Origin of the sequence: Parvivirga hydrogeniphila, from assembly GCF_023371205.1 — a bacterium.
GTDB classification, from domain to species: Bacteria; Actinomycetota; Coriobacteriia; order Anaerosomatales; family Anaerosomataceae; genus Parvivirga; species Parvivirga hydrogeniphila.
The window spans coordinates 1,058,934-1,081,807 of the sequence record NZ_JAMCCO010000001.1; the positions used below are offsets into that span (position 1 = coordinate 1,058,934).

Below are 22,874 nucleotides of genomic sequence, written 5' to 3' on the forward strand. Positions count from 1 at the left end.
GGGCGCATCGGCGCCAAGGAGGTGCACGATCGGCCGTCGGATCGAGAGGCGCATCCGCGCCAGAGACGCAAAGCGAGAGCCGCTGCAGAGGATCCTCGTGGCAGCGGGCATCGTGGTGGTCATCTTCGGAGCGGCCGCTCTTTCGTCCGGCTGGCGTGCGGCGCACCGTATGAGCATCCTGGAGCCTGCGCCGGTAACGATGGTGAGCGAGCCCACCGCCCTCGCCAGCGTAGCAGCAAGCGGGTCCGTACCCGCAGGGCGCATCGAAGTGCCGAGCGTCGTCGGCATGACGCTGGAGGAGGCCCAGGCGCTCCTCGGCGCGGGAGGGCTCGCAGTGCGCGCGCTCGCGTCGCCTGCGGGCGAAACGACGCCGGGAGCGGTGCTGGAGCAGGATCCGGCGCCGGGAACGATCGTGGGACGGGATACCACCATCACCGTGTGGTACGCATCGACGAGCGTGGGGTCGGCCACGGGCGGATCGAACGACCCCGACGCCGTGCGCCGTGCGCGATTCGTAGTCTGCATCGATCCCGGTCACCAAGAGAAGGCCGACCTCGGGCGCGAGCCGATCGGGCCCGGTGCGAAACAGACCACGGCGAAGTGCGCAGCTCCGGCGTACGGGGTCGTGACCGGCCAGAGCGAAGCCGAGGTGGCTCTCGAAATCGCCTTTGCAGTGAGGCGCGAGCTGGAGGCGCACGGAGCGAGGGTCGTTCTGACGAGGACAACGAACGCGGTGGACATCTCGAACGCTGAGCGTGCGCGCATCGCGAACGAGTGCGGCGCGGACCTGTACGTCCGGATCCATGCGGGGTCGGACACCAACGGCGACCTACGAGGCGTGCGCACCCTGTATCCGGCGGGAAATGAGTGGGTGGCAGGAATCACCGCCGCGAGCCGAACAGCTGCTCGCGAGATCCAGCGGTCTGTTGTGAACATGACGGGCGCACGCGACCTCGGGAGCGCAGGCCGAAACGACCTTGCTGGCTTCAACTGGTCCAGGGTGCCAGTCGTCCTCGTCGAGTGCGGGTACTTGAGCAACCCGATCGAGGACCAGCGCCTCGCGACAGCTGCGTACCGCGCGACCGTCGCGCGCGGTATCGCTGCGGGTGTGTTACATTACTTGGCAAAGTAACGGTGCGAGCAGCGGAGGGCGTCGTGGGGGGTTCGAAGGACGCCAGTGGGCGTGGCGATGGCAGCATCGCCCGAGCGGTGCGCATCGGTGTCGCGACAGGTCTCGCGGTCGCCGTTGGCGTCATCGCACTGGTGGGCTATCTGCGCATCTCGGGTCGGCCCGTGCCGTTCAAGCGAACTCCGGACGTGTCCCGGGTGATCGTGGTCGTCGCGCTGCCTGGCGAGGACGGCGCTTTTGGCGCGCAAGTCATCTCAGAGGTCGATCTTCGCAGCGGTGCGATCGAGAGCATCGATCCGTCGATGGCAGTGAGCATTCCAGGGACGTCGTACTCCACGCTGCGAGACGCGTACCCGTTCGGCGGAGGAGAAGGCGTCGCAAAGGCGCTCGCGCGCGCACGGGGAGAGCAGGCGATCCGGTACATGGTTCTCACGCACGACGCGGTGGAGCGCTCGCTCGCCGCGGAAAACGGCTTCGAGGTCGATCTTCCTGAGCCTATGGCCGTATTCGATGGCGAGCGGCTCTACGAGTGGAGCGCCGGTCCGGTGCACGTCAGCACCGTGTCAGAGCTGCGTGCCATACTGAACGGAGCTGCGTACCTGGATCGCGACGCCCGCGACGACGTGCTGCGCCAGATAGCGGAACGTGCCGCGTCGTGGCCGGGTCGGTATCCAGGAGGTGTCGCTGCTATAGCGAGAGACGATGGGATAGAGACCGACTTGACCGAGGACGAACTGCGTGAGATGGCGGCAAGGTTGACAGATTCTGAGTGACGGGCATCACCGGTACGAGATGGAGCTCGTGATAGACTACCCGCGAGCGAACTGAAGGGGGTATCGAGCGATGGATGATCAAAGCACCGGACATGGCAGCAAGCGCATCGTCGCTGCCGTGATCGCGTTCGTGGTGGTGATTGTCGCGTTCGGCGTCGCGTACGCGCTGCTGGGCGGCGCGGACCTCGTGGCTGACTTGTTCGGGGGCGGAACCCAGAAGCAGGCGATCGAGAAGCCGAAGAGCGTGTCGGAGTCGAGCGGTACGACAGGAGCCGTGAGCGGCCTGAACGGCAACGGTCAAGTCTCAGAGAGCGTAGAACCATCGGAGGCCGTTGCATCAGAAGAGGCTTCGCCATCCTCGGGAAGCACCTCGGGGCAGACATCGAACAGCGTCTCAGGCGGTTCGACGTCTCCTGCGGTCTCGCCGCCGACTGCAGACCAGGCAGCCCGGATGTACTGGGAGCAGGTCGCGAGCCAGGAGCAGATCGGGAATCTGGTGCGCGGCAAGGTGAAGTCCATACGGTTCGGCACCGTCACCGTCTCAGGTGAGGCCGCCACGGTTCCGCTGACCGTGACCTACACCGACGGCTCAACGCTGTCGGGCAGGATGGTGCTTCGAAAGTACGGTACGGCGTGGTACTTCTCGAGCATCGCCCGTTCGGGGAACCCCCTCACAGTCACAACGGGCAAGTCGGCCGATCTTGCGGTGGTCAGCACCATCGTCAACCAGCAGGCGAGCAACCAAGACCTTATCAGCGGCATCGTGAACGGAACGTACACGAGTTGCGCAGTGAACGGTGTGAGTTCGGGCTCCGGGACGGCGACGGTTCGAATCACGCTCTCTGGTGGCTCAGCCGCGCCGGTCGCTGGCCGGATCACCTGCATCAGCAAGGTCATCGACGGCACGAAGATGTGGTTCGTGACGTCCTTCGCGAAGAACTGAGTCCCAGCGGCGAGAACCGGAGGAACCCGCGTGGAACTGCGCGACTACCTGGCTGTCATCCGTGCGCGGAAGTGGGTCATCATCCAGGCGGCCGTGATCGTGACGATCACGGCCGTCATCGCGAGCCTGCTGATGCCGCCCGTGTACGAGGGCACGGCAAAGGTGCTGATCTCCGAGAAGGACGCCGGGGCAGCCCTGCTGGGTCAAGTGTTCTCCGAGTTCTCGCAGCCCGAGCGCGGTCTGCAGACGCAGGTGCAGCTGATGCAGATCCGCCCGCTCCTGGAGAACACCATCCGTAAGCTCGGTCTGAAGATGACGCCTGAAGAGCTGCTCAAGAACGTCGAGATCAAAGGCGTTGGTCAGACGAACATCGTCGAAATCACAGCAAAGTCACGGAAGGCCGAAACGGCGGCCGACATCGCCAACACGCTCGCGGACGAATTCGTCGCGTGGTCGAAGGACTACAAACGAGAGAGCATCCGTGCGGCCGCAGACGAGGTGGAGCGGCGGCTTGAGAGCGCCAAGCAGGAGATCCTCGATCTCGGCCGAGAGATACAGGAGAAGGGCAAGTCGGACGAGCTCGCGACGGAGCTCTCGATCGCGATCAACAGCTACACGGATCTCGCCGGACGGCTTGAGGAGCTGCGCATCCAAGAACAGCTCGAGCCGGGTTCTGGTCGGGTGGTGAGTCCGGCCGTGGTAGCTGCTGAGCCCGTCGAGCCTCGGCCTGTCCGCAACGGCGTGCTGGGACTTGCGGTCGGTCTGATCTTCGGACTCGGCATGGCATTCCTGTACGAGTATCTGGACGACACAGTGAAGAGCACCGAGCAGGTGGAAGAGATCCTTGGCGCGCCTGTGCTCGGGATCATACCGGCGGAGAAGATCGAGAAGGACGAGAAGCGACGGCTTACGCTCGTCACGCATCCAGGTACGGCGGCAGCCGAGGCGTATCGCGTGCTCCGCAACTCTCTCGATTTCGTCAACTTCCAGCACGACATCGCGTCGCTGATGATCACGAGCGCGGCGCCCGCCGAAGGGAAGTCCACGGTGGCGGCCAACCTCGCGGCCGGTCTCGCGCAAGCGGGCAAGAAGGTCGCCTACGTGAACTGCGACTTCCGCAAGCCCACCACGCATCATTTCTTCGCGGTGTCGAACAGCGTTGGTCTCTCGGACGTGCTTGCCGGCACCGTGAGCCTGAAAAGCGCTCTCCAGCGCGTGGGCGACGTCGGCGAGCTTCTCGTTTTGACGAGCGGCAAGCTGCCCCCGAATCCGAGCGAGCTGCTCGGCTCGGAGAAGATGCGCCTCATCGTTGAAGAGCTGAAGAATTGGGCCGACTGGGTGATCATCGATACGCCGCCGCTCCTGGCGGTTGCTGACGGCTCTGCGGTGGCGCGGTGGGCCGATGGGATTCTGTTCGTGTCGAAGGCCGGCGTCACTGCTCGGGGGGCCATCCGGCAGTCCGCGGAGCTTCTTCAGCAAGTGGGCGCCCGCGTGATCGGCGCTGTGGTCTGGGGGCTTGATTCATCAGCAGGTGGTTCGTCGTACTACTATGGCGGCAAAGGTTACGCCGGTTACTACCGCTACGCTGACTACTACAAGCAGTACGCCGGGGACGAAGGTGGTTTTGTCCAGGGTGGGCACGGTGGTGGCAAGAGCGGCGCTCGTACGGGCGAAATCTACATCCCTCCGGTCAGTCCGATGCGGAAGTTCCTGGCAAGCGTCGGGCGCATCATGGCCGGGGTGCTCGCGTTCTTGGCCGTCGTTGCCATCGTCGCGGCCGTGGTCTACTTCGTGGACCAGGCGTTCGGTTGGGGCATCGTCCAAGGCTTGCTGAGGTGATGGGGGACTGTCCGGAGCTGCGCACGATGTGTGCGGTCGACGGCCGGTTCGACGTGGCGCCACAGCGTGGAGCGTTCATCGCGGGGGAGCTGCATGGCTGACAAGTCGCAAGAGCGTGACAGCGAAAGGGCCATGTGCGGTGCGCACAGACCCACGGAGTTCAGTCGGCGTAAGTGGACGATCATCGCAGCGCTCGCTGTGTCGGACGTCGTTGCGCTCTCAATGAGTGCAGCTCTCGCCACCTATCTGAGATTCGAGACGTTCAACGCAAGGCTGGGAATCGAGCGCTTGCCGCAGAGTGCGTCGTACTACGAGGCGATGTGGGCGTTCGTGGCGCTTGCCGTGCTGGCGCTGTGGCGCGAGGGCCTCTACGATCTCGAGCGGCTCACCTGGGGCGCAGGGGAGTTCTCGCGCATCGCACGCGCCACGGCTCTCGCGGCTCTCGGGTTCGTGCTGCTGAGCTTCTGGCTCAAGCTGCCGGGTCTGTCGCGGGCGTGGTTGTTGCTCGTCACAGGCATCTCCTTCGCGGTCGTGTCGATTGGGCGGCTCGTTGTTCGCACCGTGCTGCGGGCGCTCAGGCGCCGGGGGGTGCTGCTGCGCACGGCCTTGATCGTGGGATCGAATCCTGAAGCGGCGGAGATCGCGCGCATCCTGCGCTTGCATCCGGAGGCAGGGCTAAGACCGGTGGGTTGCCTTGCCTCCAGCCATGCGGAGTTCTTGCCGCTGACGTACTGCGATGAGAACACGCCTATGCTCGGCGAGGCCCAGCAGCTGCGCGAGGTGGTTGCGGCTCACGCTATCGATACGGCCATCATCGCGACGACAGCATTCGACCACGAAATCGTCTCGCGCATGATCGCCGAGCTTCGTGATACCGGTGTCACCATACTGCTGTCCTCGGGGCTGTTCGACATCCTGACGTCGCGCGTGCTCGTCAAGGAGGTCGCCGGGGTCCCGCTCATCAGCGTGCGCTCCGTGTCGTTCTCTCCGCAGAACGCCATGATCAAGCGCGCGTTCGATCTGGTCATGGCCTCAGCGATCGTGGTGGCGGGAATGCCGTTGTGGCTGCTCATCGCCGCAGCGATCAGAATCGATTCTCCGGGGCCGGTGCTTTTCAAGCAGGAGCGGGTCGGACGGGGCGGGCGGCGCTTCCTGATGTACAAGTTCCGTTCTATGTTCCGCGACGCAGAGGAGCGCCTCGCAGAGGTGCTCGACGCCAACGAAGCGGACGGTCCGCTCTTCAAGATGAAGGACGATCCGCGCGTGACGCGTGTCGGCAAGTGGCTTCGCAGGTACTCGATAGACGAGTTCCCGCAGCTCTTGAACGTGCTGAAAGGCGAGATGTCCCTCGTGGGTCCACGTCCGCCTCTACCGCGCGAGACAGAGGCATACAGCGAGCGCGATTGGCAGCGTATGCAGGTCCTGCCGGGCATGACCGGGCTGTGGCAGGTCTCCGGGCGCTCTCACCTCACGTTCGAGGAGATGGTCCGTCTGGACCTCTTCTACATCGAGAATTGGAGCGTGACGTTCGACCTCGCGTTGATGTTGCGGACGATCCCGGTCGTCCTCGGCGCGCGCGGGGCGTGGTGAGGATTCGCGAGGAGAAGAGGAACAGCGATGCGCGTCATCATCGTGATCGGAGCGCGACCGAACTTCGTCAAGGTCGGCCCGCTCGTCCCTGCGCTTACGGCCGCGGGCATCTCTGCCGACCTGGTGCATACAGGTCAGCACTACGATGCTGCGATGTCCGACGTCTTCTTCGAGGACCTGCGCTTGCCTGAGCCGCGCTGGTACCTGGGAGTCGGGAGCGGGACCCATGCGACGCAGACAGCGGCAGCCATGGTGAAGCTTGAGGAGCTTCTGTCGGTCGAACGTCCGGACGCGCTCGTCGTGGTGGGCGACGTGAACTCCACTCTGGCGGGAGCGCTGGCGGCGGTGAAGCTCCACGTGCCCGTCGTTCACGTGGAAGCCGGACTGCGGTCACGAGACTTCTCCATGCCGGAGGAGGTCAACCGCCTCGTGACCGACCAGCTTTCAGCGCTGCTGCTGACGCCCGTCCGAGAAGCAGACGAGAACCTCAAAGGCGAGGGCATCGATCCCGCTCGCATCCGCTTCGTGGGAAACGTCATGGCGGAGAGCGTGCTTGAGCATCTCCCTCAGGCGCGCGAGCGCCGGGCGTGCGAGCGGTACGGTCTTGCCCGCGATGGATACGTGCTCGCCACGATCCATCGGCCGGAGAACACGGATCACCCGGAGCGGCTCGCAGAGATCGCTGCTGCCCTCAGAGAGTGTCCGCTGCCGGTGCTGTTCCCGGTTCATCCGCGCACGCGTCCGCGTGTGGCAGAGCACGGATTGGTGCCGGGAATGGAAGACGTGATACTCGCAGATCCCGTGGGCTACCTCGACATGCTTTCGCTTCAGGCCGACGCTGCGGCCGTCGTGACGGACTCGGGCGGCGTGCAGGAGGAGGCGTGCATGCTCCACACCCCGTGCGTCACCGTTCGGCGGAGCACCGAGCGACGGATCACGATCGAGGTCGGGGCCAATCGGCTCGTCGGGGCGTGGCGCGACAAGATCCTCGCTGGTCTCGACGAAGCGCTGGCGAGCATGCGCGACTGGCCGGTTCCTGAACTGTGGGACGATCAGGTCTCCTCGCGGATCGCGCAGGCCCTGCTCGACGGTGTCGAGCCTCTCCCGGGGGTGTAAGGATGCGAGTGCTTGTGACCGGGGGTGCGGGCTACGTCGGCAGCATCAGCGTGCGGCGCCTCCTGGACGCAGGCCACGAGGTGGTGGTGCTCGATTCGTTGGAGCGCGGACACCGGTGGGCGGTGGACGACCGTGCGGAGCTCGTGGTGGGCGATGTAGGAGATGCAGAGGCGGTCCGCGCCGCGGTGTGCTGCGTGGACGCAGTCCTGCACTGCGCGGGATACATCGACGTCGCCGAGTCGGTTCGTGAGCCTGAGCGGTATTTCGAGAACAACGCTGAGCGCCCGAAGACGCTGCTGCACGCGATGCGGGATGCACGGGTCGATGCGCTCGTCTTCTCTTCCACGGCGGCGGTCTACGGTGAGCCCGATGTGGTGCCGATCCCTGAAGACGCCCCGCTGCGTCCTGTGAACCCGTACGGCGAGAGCAAGCGCCTGTTCGAGAGGTCCCTGGCAGAAGCGGAAGATACGTGGGGGCTTCGGTCGATGTCGCTTCGGTACTTCAATGTTGCGGGCGCCATGCCGGACGCAACGCTTGGCGAGGCGCACGATCCAGAGACGCACATCGTCCCGCGGATCTTCGCTGCGATCCGCGACGGCGCCGGTTCGTTTACCGTCTTCGGCAACGACTATCCGACCCCCGACGGCACGTGCATCCGGGACTACATCCACGTGTGCGACCTGGCAGATGCCCATGTGCGCGCGCTCGAGTATCTTGCGAGCGGCGGCCGAAGCGCCATCTGCAACCTCGGCACAGGGCGCGGGTGGTCGAATCTCGAAGTCGTTCGCGCCTGTGCAGAGGTGGCAGGCACCAAGATCGCGGTGTCGTTCGGTCCTCGACGGCCAGGGGACCCAGCGGTGCTCGTCGCCAAGCCTGGGCGAGCGGCCGAGCTGTTGGGGTGGTCGGCGCACCGGAGCGACCTGAAGACGATCGTCGGCGATTCGTGGCGCTGGGCGTGCCGCGGGACAGGAGGCGTCTCGTGACGTGAGGCTCTCGATGTCAGTGTCTTGCGCTAGTCTGTTGGATGTCCCATAGCCAGAACAGCGGTTGTGTGTGAAAGGGGAGGGTCATGCGTACACATCCCGGATGCAGAGCCATCGTGGCGGTATTCGTCACGCTGATGTGCGTCAGTCAAGCAGGTCTGCCGAGGGCGGCGGCCATGTCGGCAGCTCCGGTAAGACCTGTCGGCGGCGAAGGCAAGCCGGCCGCGCAAGCGATCCGAAAAGGAGCGTCCGCCGTCGTATCGGGGGGCGGGATCGATCCGTGCGCGCTCCCGGGCGCCGTGGATCTTCCTGCGTCGCCTGTCGCCGGCGAGCTGGATGCGGCCACGAAGGTCGCGGACGTGTATCGCGTGTCTCTGAGCGGAGGCGTGCGCTTCGCGTGCACACTCGAAGGCGACGCGGGCCTCGATGCGGACGTGTACGTGTTTCCGTCGGGCGCGACGGAGATCGACCCATCGGCCGCGTACGCAGGCACGGTCGGAGATGCCTTCCCGAAGACGCTTACGTTCGACGTGCGGCCTGGGGCAGATAGCGACTACTACATCGTCGTGCGAACGGTCAGCGGCAAAGGCACGTACGCTCTCGCTTGGTCGACGTGCGCGATGCCTGGTTCGGCAGACGACGACATAGCCGGGACGGCCCTTCCCAGCAGGGACGGCGCGCTTTCGGGCGCTTTGTCGTGGCCGACAGACACGTACGACGTCTTCAGTATCGATATGGCGCAAGGAGAGCGCATCGAAGCGACGCTGCACGGCCCTGGTGGATGCGATTATGACGTGCTGCTGTATGGGCCGAGCGCGACGAGCGTGTACACAGACCTGCCGGTGGCTGGCTCGGCCGGGTCCGGACCGGACGAGCGGCTGCTCCACGATGTCATGGCCGGAGAAGGGGGGACCTACTTCCTCGCCGTTCGCTCGGTTCGAGGGTCGGGTGAGTATGGGCTTGTGTGGGCTGTTTCCAAGATTCCGGAGGGTGCGTGGGAAGACTTCGATACGGCACCGGTGCTCACGGACTCTTCGGGGGCTCTGCTCGGGACGCTCGATCGCTCTAGCGATGTGAACGACGTCTTCAAGGTGTCGTTAAGCGCTGGGCAGCGCCTGAGCGTGCTGCTTGACGCTGAGTCCGGAACGGACTTCGATCTGTACCTGCACTCACCGGACGGATCGCGCGTCTTGGCGTTCGCGAACGGATCAGCGTATCCGGAGTTGCTGATCTTCGATGGTGCGTCCGATGGTATGTACTTCATCGAGGTGCGCGCGTTCAGCGGAGCTGGTGCATATCGGTTGGAGTGGTCGATCGGGGCCACGCCGGTGTTCTCCTCCGCTGAGAGGCTCTCAGGGGCTGATCGGTACCTCACGGCCGTAGCGGTCTCCAAAGCCACGTTTCCTGCAGGGTCCGCGGCCTCCGTTGTGCTCGCGAGCGGGGAGGTGTTCCCCGACGCACTGTGTGCTTCTGCGCTCGCCGGATGCCTCGATTCGCCGGTCCTGCTCACGCGAGGGACCTCATTGCCGGCTGCAGTGCTTGCCGAGATCGGGCGTCTCGGAGCCGGACGAGTGTACATCGTCGGTGGGCCTGCAGTCGTGTCGGACGGTGTGAAGACCGCACTTGCGCAGGCCGGTCTCACGGTGGAGCGCGTGTACGGGTCTGACCGATACGACACCGCGAAGGCGGTCGCTGCCAAGGTGCGCGCGCTCAGAGGCACGTCGTTCGGCGCCCAGGCGTTCCTGGTACGCGGTGACCAGTTCCCTGACGCGCTGTCTGCATCGGCGGCTGCGTGGGCATTGAAGATGCCCATCCTGCTGACGCGGTCGACGGTGCTGCACCCGTCGGCGCGGGCGGCCATCGTGGCGAACGGCATCAGAGACGTGTACATCGTCGGTGGCACCGGGGCGGTCTCCGACGCGGTGAAGGGAGAGGTCAGCGGTCTTGTGAGCGGAGCGGTGCAGAGACTTGCTGGTCAAGACCGGTATGCCACGGCCAAGGCGGTCGCCGCATACTCGCTCAGGTACTACTGGCTCGAGCCGAGCGTCGTGTACGTGGCACGGGGCGATCAGTTCCCCGATGCTCTTGGTGGCGGAGTTGCGGCCGGCAAACAGAATGCGGCGCTCTTGCTTACCGATCCGAAGACTCTAAGTCCAGCAACGCGCGAGTACCTTGGTGCGAACAAGGGCGTGATCACGGCAGGGCGCATCGTCGGAGGAACAGCGGCGGTCTCCGATGGCGTCAAGGCTGAAATCGAGGGCGTATTGAAGCCGTAGCAGGACTTCCCCTCGAGGAAAAGACACGGTACAATCCCTTCGCTGCCTCAGGCAGCGGACGGGCGATTAGCTCAGTGGGAGAGCGCTTCCTTCACACGGAAGAAGTCGCAGGTTCAAATCCTGCATCGCCCACCAGATGAGAAACGGCCCCGCGCATGCGCGGGGCCGTTTGTTTGCAGGACTTGGCTTTGTAACAATGTTTACAAGCGAAGACTGGCCGTGATATATGTGCACCATTGCGACTGGCGACGGAGCCTCTGCGTAGTGATCAGCAGGAGTTGTGCGTGCGAGGTCGAAGGTGCTTGTAACCGTAGTTACGCACTCGCGATCGGATCCTCATCGGGGGTGAAGGGGTAGTGCAGGAGACGTCGGCCGTTCTGTTCGCTGCAGGACTGGTCCTTGGGCCGGCAGCGTTCCTCATGGTGCTTCTCGGCCTGCAGCGCCTCCTTGCGCCGAGCCGGCCTGATGAGGTGAAGCAGAGCGCATTCGAGTGCGGCATCCCGCAGGCCGACACGCCGTGGAAACCGTTCAACGTACGGTTCGCTGGCATCGCAGCGCTGTTCGTGATCTTCGACGTGGAAAGCGTGCTGCTGTTCGCCGTGGCGCCGCGCGTGAGAGGGTCTGCCATCGGTGTCGTGGAGGTCAGTGCATTCGCTGCTCTCGTCGCTGTCGGCCTGCTCTACGCCTGGAAGAAGGACCTGCTGTCATGGCTGCGATAGACGATCTCGCCAGGCGCCTCGAGGAGATGCCGGGCGGCGGCATCGTGCTCACGACTGCCGATGCCGTGATGAACTGGGCGCGTGGCAAGTCGCTGTGGACGTTCCCGATGGGCACCGCGTGCTGCGCGATGGAGTTCATCGCTGCGTCGTTCTCGCGCTTTGACTTCGACCGGCACGGCACCATCCCGCGCCCCGACCCGCGCCACTGCGATGTGATGGTCGTGGCTGGCACCGTCACACGGAAGATGATGCCTGCGGTGAAGCGCATCTACGACCAGATGCCCGAGCCGAAGTGGGTGGTGGCCATGGGCAACTGCGCGGTGTCGGGAGGCATCTTCTACTACGACAGCTACTCGGTGGTCCGCGGCGTTGACGAGTTCTTGCCTGTCGACGTCTACATCGCCGGGTGCCCGCCGCGTCCCGAAGCGCTACAGGACGCAATCCTGCAGCTTCGCAAGAAGATCGCTGCGGAATCGATCTCCCCTCGACGGAAGCGCCCCATCGTGAGCGACCTTGCTATGCCGTCCGATCCTCGCAAGGGAGATGCGTCATCAGTGGCGCCCGCTTCGTTGGTCGACAGCGAAAGCGAGGTGTCAGGGTGAGGATCGAGGAGCTGCGCGAGCGCGTGTGCGCGATGTACCCGGACCTGTGCCCGCTGTTCTCCATCGAGTTCGGCGACGGAACGATCGCCGTCCCTCGTGAGCGGATCCACGCGGCTGCGGCCGACCTGAAAGACATGGGGTTCGACCGCCTCGGGATGGTCACCGCGGTCGATCGAGGCGACGAGTTCGAAGTCGTGTATCGCCTGCAATCGCGGCGTCTCGCTGCAGGCATGTTCTTGAAGACGGCCGTCCCGTACTCGGAGCCGACGGTTCCCACCATGTGCGACCTCTGGCCGGCGGCGAACTGGCAGGAGCGCGAGGTCTACGACCTGTTCGGCATCATCTTCGAAGGACACCCGGACCTGCGCCGGATCCTCCTCCCGGAGGACTGGGTGGGGCACCCGCTGCGCAAGGACTACGAGGACGAGCGGATCATCCGCAGGCCGGACTACATCTAGGTGGCGACGATGGCGACGGAAGAACTCACGTTGAACATCGGCCCATCGCACCCCTCAACCCATGGGGTGTGTCGGCTGATCGTTCGCCTTGACGGCGAGATCGTCACGCACGTCGAGCCCGTCATCGGACACTTGCATCGCGGTATCGAGAAGATGGCGGAGAACCGCACGTACCTGCAGGTGGTGCCGCTCACCGACCGCCTCGACTACGTGGGTTCGATGTACGCGAACTGGGCCTACTGCCGTGCCGTCGAACGGCTTGCTGGCATCCGCGTCCCAGAGCGAGCGGAGTACATCCGGGTGATCGTCTGCGAGCTCCAGCGCATCGCGAGCCACATGATGGGCATCGGCTCGAGCGCATCAGATACTGGGGCGACGTCGGCCTTCCTGTACGCCTTCGTGCAGCGAGAGATGGTTGTCGACCTGTTCGAAGCGCTCTGCGGGGCACGGCTGACGTACAACTACGTGCGTCCGGGCGGCGTTGCGTTCGACCTGCCAGACGGCTGGGTCGAGCAGTGCCGCGCTTTCGTCGCTCAACATCCGGCCGCCATGCTCGAGATCGACGAGTTCTTCTTCGGGAACGCGATCGCGCGTGCCCGTCTCAAAGGAATCGGCGTGCTCGATGCCGAGACCGCCGTAGCGTGGGGCGTCTCCGGGCCATCTGCGCGCGGCTCCAGCGTTGACTGGGATTTGCGCCGCGACGATCCGTACTCCGTCTACCCGAGGTTCGACTTCGACGTTCCGCTGGGATCCAACGGCGATTGTTACGACCGAGCGCGCGTGCGGCTGTGGGAGTGCATCGAGAGCTGCCGCATCATCGAGCAGGCCCTCGACCAGATGGAGCCCGGTCCCATCATGGCAGATGGGCTGCCGCGGCTTCTCGCCCCACGGCCGGGCGATGCGTACGATCACATCGAGAGCGCTCGCGGCTCGCTCGGCGTGTACCTTGTGAGCGACGGCTCGGCGCGCCCGTACCGGATGAAGGTCCGCTCTCCCGCGTTCTGTAACTTGGCCGTGCTTCCCCAGATCGCCGTTGGTCACACGCTCTCTGACCTGCTCGTGATTCTCGGCTCTCTCGATCCGGTCTTCGGGGAGGTCGACCGATGACGTCGTTCCTGCTGGGTCTTGCCTGGGGCATCGCTGGGGTGCTCGTGATCGCTGGCGGCGCGGTCATCGGCGTGTGGTGGGAGCGCAAGGTCGCAGGCCGGATACAGCTGCGCTACGGTCCACAGCAGATCGGCCCTGCCGGTTCGCTGCAGATGATCGCCGACGTGCCGAAACTGCTCTTCAAGGAAGACGTCGTGCCGTTGGCTGCCGATCGCCCGCTCTTCAAGTGGGCCCCGCTCGCAGTCTTCGCACCCGTCGCTGCCGCGATGGCCGTGATCCCGTTCGTGAAAGGGTGGGCGCCCTTCGACACGAGCGTGGGCATCCTCTTCTTCTTGGCCGTGCCGTCGTTGGAAGTGGTCGCCATCCTGGTCGCAGCGTGGGCGCAGCGCAACACGTACTCCGCGCTCGGCGGTCTGCGCGCCGCATCGCAGATGATCGCGTACGAGGTGCCGCGTGCGCTGTCGGTGGCTCCGCTCGTGCTGCTCGCCGGATCGCTCAGGCCGGTGGACGTCGTGGGTTCCTGGCGATGGTGGTGGCTCCCGCTGCTGGCGCTTGGGTTCCTCGTGTATGTCATCGCGTCCATCGCTGAGATGAACCGCGGCCCGTTCGATCTGCCTGAGGCCGAGTCCGAACTGGTGGCGGGCTACTTCTCCGACTACTCCGGTATGCGCTGGGCCATCTTCATGATGGCCGAGTACGGGGCGATCATCACTGCGAGCCTCTTCGCTGCGGCGACGTTCCTTGGATGCGGGTGGCCGTTCGACGGAGCCGTCGGTGTGGTCGCGCTGATCGCCAAGACAGCGCTTCTAGTCACCGTGGTGATGTGGGCGAAGTGGACGCTTCCGCGCGTCCGTCAAGACCAGCTGCTGCGGTTCTGCTGGACGGTGCTCGTGCCTGCCGCTCTCGTGCAGCTCGCGATCGTCGGGGTGGTGCTTCCGTGGCTGTGAGAGATGAGTTCCCGAAGGTCCCAGAGAGCGTCTCGGGGCTTCCTGGTGAGAAGCAGGGCCTTGTGCAGGCGGCGAAGTCGATAGCCAAGGGCTTCTCGATCACCGTGAAGGCTGCCGCCACCACGCCGCTGACGGTGAAGTACCCGAAGGAGCGGTTGACGCTGAGCCCGAGGTGGCGCGGCCCGCTCGCGTTGCGCGGGGTGCTCGGTAGGGACGAGGTCCCGCTGTTGAGAGCGCCCTCGTTCGAGTACAACGAACTGATCGACGGCCTGTACCGGAAAGACCGTCTCCCGCCCTGCGTCGGGAATTGCCCGGCGAACGTGGACGCTCGCGGACAGGCGTACCTCATCGCGGACAATCGCGTCGCAGAGGCGTACGAGCTCGTGCGCGACCGCAACATCCTGCCTGGAGTGCTCGGCCGCATCTGCCACCACCCGTGCGAAAGCGCGTGCAAGCGCAACTTCTACGACGAGCCGATCGCCATCCGTCCGCTGCACCGGTTCGCGTTCGAGGAGTACCGGAAGATCCGGCACGAGCGCGTCTCGCCGCTTCCGCGGACGCAGGGCAAGAGCGTGTGCATCATCGGGTCAGGCCCGTCTGGGCTTGCTGCGGCGTACGACCTGCTGAAACTCGGCTATCGCGTCGTCATGTACGAGCGCGAACGCAAGCCAGGAGGCGCGCTCAACACGGGTGTCCCGGCATACCGCCTGCCGCGCGAGGTCCTCTACGAGGAGATCGACGACATCGTCGGTCTGGGGCTGGAATTGAACACCGGCGTCGAGGTCGGCAAGGACGTGCCGCTTGCGAAGCTCATGCGAGAGCACGATGCTGTTCTGCTCGCCGTCGGTCTCCAGCAGAGCAGGCTGCTGCCCATTCCGGGCACGGACGCCGAAGGTGTCGTGGGGGCGCTCGAATTCCTGTGGTCCGCGAACTTCAAGCATGATGCTGGCGTCCGCGGCAAGCGGGTGCTCGTCATCGGCGGCGGCAACGTCGCAGTGGACGTCGCGCGGTGCGCGTTGCGCGTGGGAGCAGCCGAGGTGAAGCTCGCATGCCTGGAGTCCGAGAACGAGATGCCCTGCCACCCATGGGAGATCGCGGAGGCGCTGGACGAGGGCGTGACGGCCCTGTGCTCGCTCGGTCCGGAAGAGGTGCTCACGAAGCAGCACCAGGTCGTCGGCATGCGCATGCGATCGTGCCTCTCGGTATTCGACGAGGCCGGTCGGTTCGCACCGAAGTTCGGCGACGAGACCACGGACATCGCTGCAGACGTCATCGTCTTCGCAATAGGGCAGGCCCCGAAGATCGACTCGCTCATCGCGGGTACCGAGCTCCTCGTGAGCGGGCGGGGCCAGCTCGTCGTGGACGGCACGCTCTTCACGACCTCGGTCGAGGGCGTGTTCGCGTGCGGCGAGATCGTCACGGGGCCGGGCAGCGCCATCGGCTCGATCGCCACGGGCCACGAGGCGGCGACATCGATCCACCGGTACCTTCAGGGGATGGCGCTCGACGGCGACCGCGTAGCGCGCCCCGTGCCGGTGTATCCGAAGCACGCGTCGGCGGACACGCGCGGCATCGAGTCCAACCGGCGGCGCGCCGAGATGCCGGTCGCAGACCCCGCTGAGCGTGCGACGGACTTCAGGCAGGTGGAGCTCGGACTGACGCGGCAGGAGGCGATGGCCGAGGCCATGCGTTGCTTGCGGTGCGAGTCCGAGATCTGCGTCGGATGCACGTTCTGCGCTCGGACGTGCCCCGACTACGCCATCACCGTCGAGCGTGTCGACGAAGCGGGCGCCCGATGCCTGACGCGGTACGATCTCGACTTGTCCAAGTGCTGCTTCTGCGGACTGTGTGCTGAGCAGTGCCCGACGAAGGCGCTTCACCACACCGGCCAATACGAGCTGTCGTTCTGGCATCGTGACCTGATGGTCTTCGATAAGGGCGAGATGCTGCGGCCGCCGACAGGCACGCGTGCCACTGGCAGAGACGGCATCTCGCCGCCCGGGTGTCCGGTACCGCGAAGGGAGGGCGAATGAGCGCCCAGATCGCCGGGCTTGCGCTCGCCATCGCGCTCACCGTCGTGGGCGCTATCGGTGCTGTCCTTGTGCGGGAGGTCATGCGCGCGATGATCTCGCTTGGGGCGTTCCTCTTCGGCGTCGCTGCGATGTACGCGTACCTGGGATACAGCTTCCTTGCTGTCGCGCAGGTGTTCGTGTACGTCGGCGGCGTCCTCGTCCTGATGGTGTTCGCGGTGATGACTGCGCGGCGCGCTGATTCCGAACGCCCGGCGCTTGTGAGCCGTCACGACGTCGGCTCGGCGGCCGTGGCTGCTGGCGTCGGCGCGATGCTGTTCTTGAGCTTGCGCACGGCGTTCGCGGGATCGGCCGTGGCGGTGTCGGCGAATTCGTCCGACCTCGCAGCGGAGCTCTTGGGCCCCCGGCTCGTCGCGTTCGAGGCAGCAGGCGTGTTCCTGCTCGTAGCGCTGGTCGCGGTGGGGGTCATCGTGAAAGGCGGGGAGGACCGATGATCGCGCTTGGGCTTTCGTGCGCGCTGTTCTCGCTGGGGCTCTACGCGGTCCTGAGCAGACGGGACGTCATCGGCGTGCTCGTCGGCGTCGAGGTGATGATGGGCGCAGGCAGTCTGCTGCTCGCGACGCTCGGCGCGGCAGCGGGGGCAGCGTCCGGCACCGTGCAGGCGATCGGCGCGTTGCTGCTGGTGGTCGCGGCGGGCGAGGCCGCGGTAGGGCTCGCGCTCTTGCTGGCGCTGTACCGGACCTCAGGTCGCACCAGGATCGACGAGCTGAACGAGGTGAGCGGGTGATGGGCGTTCTTGCGGCTGCCATCGGGCTCCCGCTCGCTCTCGCGCTGGTCATCGCGCTTGGCGGTGCGCGAGCGGTGCGCGTCACGCAGGTGCTCGCGCTCGCAGGGCCGATCGGCGCTCTGATCGCCGGCGTCGAGCTCGTGGGCCGGGTGCGCCACGGCGCCACGGTCTCGCTCATGGGGGGAGGGCAGAGCGCAGGATCCGCGACGGGCGTCCTGTTCGGCTTCACCGGAGACGCGCTCGGTGCGCTCATGCTTGTTGTGGTCGGCGTGGTCGCGGCGTGCGTCGTCGCGTTCTCGTGGGGCTACATGGCTCACGAAACGGGGCGTCCGCGGTACTTCGCAGTGCTGATGCTGTTTGTGGCGGCGATGTCGATCCTCGTGCTCGCCGACAACCTCGTGACGCTCTTCGTGGGATGGGAGCTCGTCGGGGCGTGCTCGTACCTGCTCATCGGCTTCTGGTACCGCAAGCCGGCCGCGACGAGCGCGGCGATCAAGGCCTTCATGACGACACGCGTGGGCGACGTGGCGATGCTCGCCGGCATGGCGCTTCTGTGGAGCCGCGCACAGACGCTCGACTTCAACGGGATCTTCGCCTCGGTCCCGACGCTGCCCGCGGGCGCGGTGACCGCGTCAGCGCTGCTCCTGTTCGTCGGAGCGGCGGGGAAATCAGCGCAGTTCCCGCTCCACATCTGGTTGCCGGACGCGATGGAAGGACCGACGCCGATCTCCGCGCTCATACACGCCGCGACGATGGTGGCTGCGGGCGTCTTCCTCGTGGCTCGCACGTGGCCGCTCTTCGCGGCGAGCGGCGCTGCGCGGACGACCATGTTGGGGGTGGGGGTGCTGACGGCGGCGTACGCGGCGGTCGTGGCCTTGGCGCAAACGGACATGAAGAAGATGCTCGCGTACTCCACGATAAGCCAGCTCGGGTTCATGTTCGCGGCGCTCGGCGCTGGAGCGTGGGGCGCGGCGATGTTCCACCTGACGACGCACGCCGCGTTCAAGGCGCTGCTGTTCTTGGCGGCGGGCAGCGTCATCCATGGGGCTGCGACGCAAGACATCCGCGGGATGGGCGGGCTTGCACGGTCCATGCCGGTGACGGCCGCCTGCTGGACGGCGGGCGCTCTGGCGCTCTCGGGCTGGTGGCCGTTCGCGGGATTCTTCTCGAAAGACGCTGTCGTGGCGGCCGTGGGCGAGGTCTCGCCATTCGCCTCAGCAGTGCTCCTCGCGACGAGCGCAGTGACTGCGTTGTACATCTGGCGCGCGACGGCCTCCGCGTTCTTCGGCGAGCCGCGCGGCGAGAAGCACGCGCACGAGTCAGGCAGCACGATGACGGCGCCGCTGGTGCTGCTCGCAGCGGGGGCCCTCGTGCTGGGATGGGCAGGCAGGCCGCTGCTCGAGCTCGTAGGCGCGCAGGAGGCGCACGCGAGCGCAGCGATGATCGCGAGCGCCGTGGTAGCGGTCGCTGCTGGCACTGCTGCCGCGTTCGCGTGGTCCTCGCGTGACGCTGGGCGCAATGAGGCCTTCGCGGCCGGCCGGACGTGGGAGCTCCTGCGAAGCGGACTTGGCGTGGACGGAGCGATCCAGGCGATCGCGGTCCGGCCGGTGTTGGCAGTGGCTCGCTGGGTGGAAAGCACCGGGGATCGTCGCATCATCGATTGGGCGGCCGAGGGGCTCGGCAGGGCCGCGACCGCGATCGGCGGTGCGCTGGCTGCGCTCCAGACCGGTGAGACGGACGTCTACGCGTCGTTCGTGGCGGTCGGTTTCGTCGTGCTTTCCGCGATCGTGCTGTGGGCAGGAGGGCGGTGACGGTGACGCTCCTTGCGCTGATCGTGCTTCCGTTCGCAGGCGCCCTCGTCGTCGCGCTTGCCGGCGAGCGGGTCGTCCGGTCGCGAGCGCTCGCGCTCGCAGTCGCGCTCGTCGAATGCGCTGTGGCGACCCTGGCCATCGCGGACATGGCAGGCCGCTCGGTACCGTCGCTGTCGTGGGCGCCCGGAGGCGTCCTGGGCGCTGTCCCGCTCTCGCTCGGGCTCGATGGGCTGAGCGCCCCGCTCGTGGCGCTCACTGCGGGTCTCTCGCTTGTCGCCGTCCTCGCGTCGTGGGGAGTCGAGGATCGGCCGCGAGCGCACCACGCGCTGCTGCTCGCGCTGGAAGGCGCTGTGGTGGCAGTCTTCCTCGCAGCAGACCTCGTCATGTTCTATGTGGCCTGGGAAGCGGTGCTCATCCCGATGTACTTCTTGATCGGTCTGTGGGGACACGAGCACCGCCAGCACGCGGCGATGAAGTTCTTCCTCTTCACGTTCGTGGGCTCGGCGCTCATGCTCGTGGGGATCCTCATCGTGATAAGCAACCTCGGCACGACGGTGTTGGCCGACGTCCCGCGGGTGCTTCCACGCACGACGCAGAACCTCGTGTTCTGGCTGATGGCAGCCGGCATGCTCGTGAAGCTGCCCGCGTTCCCGCTACACACCTGGCTTCCGGACGCCCACGTGGAAGCTCCCACCGCCGGCTCGATCATGCTCGCTGGAGTGCTGCTCAAGATGGGCGGATACGGCCTGATGCGTGTGGCCGCACCGCTTGCGCCGGCCGCATTCGCGGACGCAGCGCCTGTCCTCTTCGCGCTCGGGGCGATCGGCGTCGTGTACGGTGCGCTGGCAGCGCTCGCACAGACCGACCTGAAGCGCCTCGTCGCGTACTCGTCTGTCGCACACATGGGATTCGTGCTCGTCGCGCTTGCCGCTGGTTCTGAGAGCGGGTATGTCGCCGCGATGCTCGTCATGGTGAGCCACGGGCTTGTGGCCGGCCTGTCGTTCTTCCTGGTGGGTTCGCTCGCTGAACGGACGCACACGAGGAGCATCCCCGATATTGGAGGTCTGGCGACGACGATCCCGCGCTGGTCGGTCGTCTTCGTGTTCGCGGCCCTGGCCAGTCTGGGGCTTCCAGCACTGTCGGGGTTCCCAGGCGAGCTCCTGTCGGTCCTGGAGGGGTTCCGGGTCTTCGGGTGGTGGACGCTGGCCGTCATCGTGGGCGTTCTTCTAGCAGCGACCTACAATCTGTACGCCGTGCGATCGGTCGTCTACGGAGAACCGATGGAGTGCTGGGCGTCACTGACTGACATCGGAGCGCGCGAGATGCTGGCGGCTGCCCCGCTCGTGGCGGGCATCGTCGCGCTCGGCGTGTGGCCGAGAATCCTCACTGCGGTGACCGCGCCGGCGGCGCAGGCGATCGTGCTGCTGATCCAAGGGGGTGCGCGGTGAGCGCCCTGTCGAGCATAAGCGGCATGCTGTGGCTTCCCGGCGCAGCGGTGCTTGCGGCCGGTGCTGCAGCACTCCTCGTGGATGCGTTCGGGCGACCTGGGCTCGGCACGGCGCTCGTCGGTGCCGCTGCTGTGCTGGCGTCCGTGCTGTGTGCCGCGAGCGCCTCGGACGGGACCATCGCCGAAGTAGTGCCGGGCATCCTTGGCGGCGGAGGGCTCGCGGGCGCGGCCGCCGTGATCTACCTCCTCTCAGCAGCGTCGCTCGTGACGGGGCTGCGGAACGTGCCTGGATCCCGTCGCGGCGGGGTCGCCGCGCTGATCGGTGTGGCGGCGGTGGCGTCCCAAGCGCTCGCCGGTGCTGCAGATGCGCTCGTCATGGCCATCGCGCTCGAGACCATCGCCATCGCGAGTTTCGGGATCGTGGCCGCTGGCCGCGGGAAGGCATCGCGCGAAGTCGCGATCCGGTACTTCGTACAGGCGTCGGTGGCCGTCGGACTCCTCGTCTTCGGCCTTGCGGGCATCGTCGGCCTCGGGGGAGGCGCCACCGGCTACAACGAGCTCGTGCAGGCGATGTCGTCTGCGCCTGCCGCCGCGGCAAGCGTCCTCGGCGTGCTGCTCTTGGCCGCCCTCGCGTTCAAGGCCGGTGCATTCCCGTTCCACTCGTGGGTTCCCGACGTGTACGGGGTTCTCGAGCCGGAAGCCGCCGTGTTCGTCGCAGGCGCACCGAAGATCGCCGCGGTCCTCGCGCTGTGGTTGCTGTTCGCACGAAGCGTGTGGGCAGGCGAGGCGTTCCGCAACGTGAGCGTCGCGATCGGTGTCGCCGCTGCCGCATCGATCATCGTCGGCAACTTCGGTGCTCTCAAGCAGCGCGATCTCGGCAGGATGCTCGGCTATTCGGCGATCGCACAGGTCGGATACGCGCTTATCGGTGTTTCCTCCCGAGCAGTCGGCACCCCGCTTCTCGTCGTCTCATATGCGGCGGCCGTCGCTGTGGCGTTCGGGTGCCTCGCAGCGCTCAGGTCCGAAGCGGGGGATCAGGCCACGCTCGAGAGCGTTGCTGGCGTGGCGTTGAAGCGTCCCGTCCTGGCTGGGACGACCGCCGTTGCCATGCTTTCCCTTACGGGCGTGCCGCTGACGGTCGGGTTCCTCGGCAAACTGTTCGTGTTCTACGGCGCCGTCTCAGGGGGCTGGACGTGGCTCGCGCTCATCGGCGCGATCGGCTCCGTCGTGTCCTTCGGCTACTACGGACGGGTCATCCAAGCGATGTACTTCGCTGAGCCTATTGCGGCACCGGATGAAACGTCGCAGAGCGGCGCTGCACCGTTCGACTCAGCATCGCCATCGCCTACCGGTCGCGCACGCGTGTGGCCGTTCGCGATACTGGCAGCGATGCTCGTCGCGGCGGGAACAGTCCCGCTCGTGACCGGTTTCGAGTGGCTGCTTCGCCTGTTCACGGTGTAGCCGCGGGCGTTGATCGGAACCAAGTATTGCGTTTGCTGAACGGCCGTGCTACGATGTGCGCGGTTGCTCCGGCAACCCCCTTACCCCTGAGCCTCAAGGTGCCGGCCTTGGGGCTCCCCCTTTTTCTGGGGTGCAGTCACAGGCTCCTTCGCTTCGAGCGCTCACGTTTCTCCGCTTCGAGCGCTCAAGTCGCTGCTTCGTCGTGCCGATACTTGCCACATCATGATCATCTCCGACGAACAAGTCCGCTGCGCTGCCGCATACTTGCGGACGCGCCGGGACATCTCGATGATGGCGGCTCGCCCCAGCAACGTCGACGGCACCCTCGTGTCTCGTGCGGTCGAGGTAGCGTTGGCGGCGCCGGAGATCCGGAGCGACCGCATCGCGCAGGCTGCGTACGTCGCGGAGGGTTATCTCCCGAACGCGGAGTCCGTCGCGACGAAGCTGCTCGGCAGGGTGATCTCAGACAGAATTCGCTGAGCCTATTGTCTGCGCGGCGATCTCTGCGTTGCTGCCGCCCTCTGCTAGCATGGTGGCGGCATCATCTACGCTGAGGAGGCGTTCGTGCCGCAACGCATCGTTCGGCTGCTGCTCACCGCGTGCATGGATCTGCTCGTGCTCGTCGCCGTTGCAGCGACCGCTGGCATGGTCGTGCGCTTCTTCGGATCGCTCGCCTCGTCAGCTCTCGGGGAGTCCGTGCTTCCTATCTTGGCTGCCGTGCGTCTGCCGCTGGGTCTCGGGGGTATCAAGACTCCGTACGGCGGCATCTTCGACCTGGACGCCGCTGCAACCGTTGCAGCGGCCTTGTTCGTGGAGTGGGCGCTCGCCGGCGTGCGGCGGCGTTCGTGAGCGGAGG

The 22,874-nt window shown here is 66.2% G+C and carries 20 protein-coding genes, 1 tRNA gene and 1 pseudogene; all 22 read left to right on the top strand.

The features are described from left to right. The first annotated feature begins 97 nt into the window (after positions 1–97). On the top strand, positions 98–1,132 hold the full coding sequence (locus tag MX659_RS05395) for an N-acetylmuramoyl-L-alanine amidase (RefSeq protein WP_267192413.1): 1,035 nt from the start codon (positions 98–100) through the stop codon (positions 1,130–1,132). A 23-nt stretch (positions 1,133–1,155) separates the two neighbouring features. Further along, positions 1,156–1,902 (top strand): LCP family protein, encoded by a 747-nt coding sequence (locus MX659_RS05400; protein ID WP_267192414.1) that lies wholly within the window; start codon positions 1,156–1,158, stop codon positions 1,900–1,902. 70 nt (positions 1,903–1,972) lie between these two features. Further along, positions 1,973–2,845 carry a hypothetical protein gene (locus MX659_RS05405; RefSeq protein ID WP_267192415.1) on the top strand — a complete coding sequence of 291 codons (873 nt, stop codon included), beginning with the start codon at positions 1,973–1,975 and terminating at the stop codon, positions 2,843–2,845. Between the two features lie 30 nt (positions 2,846–2,875). Next, on the top strand, positions 2,876–4,684 hold the full coding sequence (locus MX659_RS05410; RefSeq protein WP_267192416.1) for a polysaccharide biosynthesis tyrosine autokinase: 1,809 nt from the start codon (positions 2,876–2,878) through the stop codon (positions 4,682–4,684). A gap of 93 nt (positions 4,685–4,777) precedes the next feature. After that, positions 4,778–6,274, top strand: coding sequence for a sugar transferase (locus MX659_RS05415; protein WP_267192417.1), 1,497 nt, complete (start codon positions 4,778–4,780; stop codon positions 6,272–6,274). A 27-nt stretch (positions 6,275–6,301) separates the two neighbouring features. Continuing rightward, entirely contained in the window at positions 6,302–7,390 is a 1,089-nt protein-coding gene (gene wecB, locus MX659_RS05420; protein ID WP_267192418.1) for a non-hydrolyzing UDP-N-acetylglucosamine 2-epimerase, read from the top strand. Positions 7,391–7,392: 2 nt separating this feature from the next. Next, positions 7,393–8,373, top strand: coding sequence for a UDP-glucose 4-epimerase GalE (gene galE, locus MX659_RS05425; RefSeq protein ID WP_267192419.1), 981 nt, complete (start codon positions 7,393–7,395; stop codon positions 8,371–8,373). Positions 8,374–8,549: 176 nt separating this feature from the next. After that, a complete protein-coding gene (locus MX659_RS05430; protein ID WP_267192420.1) occupies positions 8,550–10,649 on the top strand; it encodes a cell wall-binding repeat-containing protein in 2,100 nt (699 codons plus the stop codon). Positions 10,650–10,709: 60 nt separating this feature from the next. Then, a tRNA-Val gene (locus tag MX659_RS05435) sits at positions 10,710–10,784 on the top strand. 221 nt (positions 10,785–11,005) lie between these two features. Continuing rightward, complete coding sequence (locus MX659_RS05440) at positions 11,006–11,368, top strand: NADH-quinone oxidoreductase subunit A (RefSeq protein ID WP_267192421.1); 363 nt, start codon at positions 11,006–11,008, stop codon at positions 11,366–11,368. Next, positions 11,356–11,862 (top strand): annotated as a pseudogene (locus MX659_RS05445) (NADH-quinone oxidoreductase subunit B); the annotation flags it as partial. The gene MX659_RS05440 and the pseudogene MX659_RS05445, both read left to right, overlap by 13 nt. A gap of 104 nt (positions 11,863–11,966) precedes the next feature. Next, on the top strand, positions 11,967–12,428 hold the full coding sequence (locus tag MX659_RS05450; RefSeq protein WP_323745479.1) for an NADH-quinone oxidoreductase subunit C: 462 nt from the start codon (positions 11,967–11,969) through the stop codon (positions 12,426–12,428). Between the two features lie 9 nt (positions 12,429–12,437). Beyond that, the gene (locus MX659_RS05455; protein ID WP_267192422.1) at positions 12,438–13,535 is read left to right on the top strand and encodes an NADH-quinone oxidoreductase subunit D; all 1,098 of its coding nucleotides are present in this window, start codon (positions 12,438–12,440) and stop codon (positions 13,533–13,535) included. Continuing rightward, on the top strand, positions 13,532–14,482 hold the full coding sequence (nuoH, locus tag MX659_RS05460) for an NADH-quinone oxidoreductase subunit NuoH (RefSeq protein ID WP_267192423.1): 951 nt from the start codon (positions 13,532–13,534) through the stop codon (positions 14,480–14,482). Before MX659_RS05455 ends, nuoH begins: the two co-directional genes overlap by 4 nt. Next, positions 14,473–16,515: an FAD-dependent oxidoreductase gene (locus MX659_RS05465; RefSeq protein ID WP_267192424.1), complete on the top strand. Its 2,043-nt coding sequence runs from the start codon at positions 14,473–14,475 to the stop codon at positions 16,513–16,515. The genes nuoH and MX659_RS05465 overlap by 10 nt, the downstream gene beginning before the upstream one ends. After that, positions 16,512–17,006: an NADH-quinone oxidoreductase subunit J family protein gene (locus MX659_RS05470; protein WP_267192425.1), complete on the top strand. Its 495-nt coding sequence runs from the start codon at positions 16,512–16,514 to the stop codon at positions 17,004–17,006. The genes MX659_RS05465 and MX659_RS05470 overlap by 4 nt, the downstream gene beginning before the upstream one ends. Continuing rightward, positions 17,003–17,299, top strand: coding sequence for an NADH-quinone oxidoreductase subunit NuoK (nuoK, locus tag MX659_RS05475; protein WP_267192426.1), 297 nt, complete (start codon positions 17,003–17,005; stop codon positions 17,297–17,299). Before MX659_RS05470 ends, nuoK begins: the two co-directional genes overlap by 4 nt. After that, complete coding sequence (gene nuoL, locus MX659_RS05480) at positions 17,299–19,110, top strand: NADH-quinone oxidoreductase subunit L (protein WP_267192427.1); 1,812 nt, start codon at positions 17,299–17,301, stop codon at positions 19,108–19,110. Before nuoK ends, nuoL begins: the two co-directional genes overlap by 1 nt. Continuing rightward, positions 19,107–20,558, top strand: a complete 1,452-nt coding sequence (locus tag MX659_RS05485) for a complex I subunit 4 family protein (RefSeq protein ID WP_267192428.1) — start codon at positions 19,107–19,109, stop codon at positions 20,556–20,558. Before nuoL ends, MX659_RS05485 begins: the two co-directional genes overlap by 4 nt. Beyond that, on the top strand, positions 20,555–22,018 hold the full coding sequence (locus tag MX659_RS05490) for an NADH-quinone oxidoreductase subunit N (RefSeq protein WP_267192429.1): 1,464 nt from the start codon (positions 20,555–20,557) through the stop codon (positions 22,016–22,018). The genes MX659_RS05485 and MX659_RS05490 overlap by 4 nt, the downstream gene beginning before the upstream one ends. A gap of 288 nt (positions 22,019–22,306) precedes the next feature. Beyond that, entirely contained in the window at positions 22,307–22,498 is a 192-nt protein-coding gene (locus MX659_RS05495; RefSeq protein ID WP_267192430.1) for a hypothetical protein, read from the top strand. Between the two features lie 84 nt (positions 22,499–22,582). Next, positions 22,583–22,867: a hypothetical protein gene (locus MX659_RS05500; RefSeq protein ID WP_267192431.1), complete on the top strand. Its 285-nt coding sequence runs from the start codon at positions 22,583–22,585 to the stop codon at positions 22,865–22,867. Positions 22,868–22,874 lie beyond the last annotated feature (7 nt).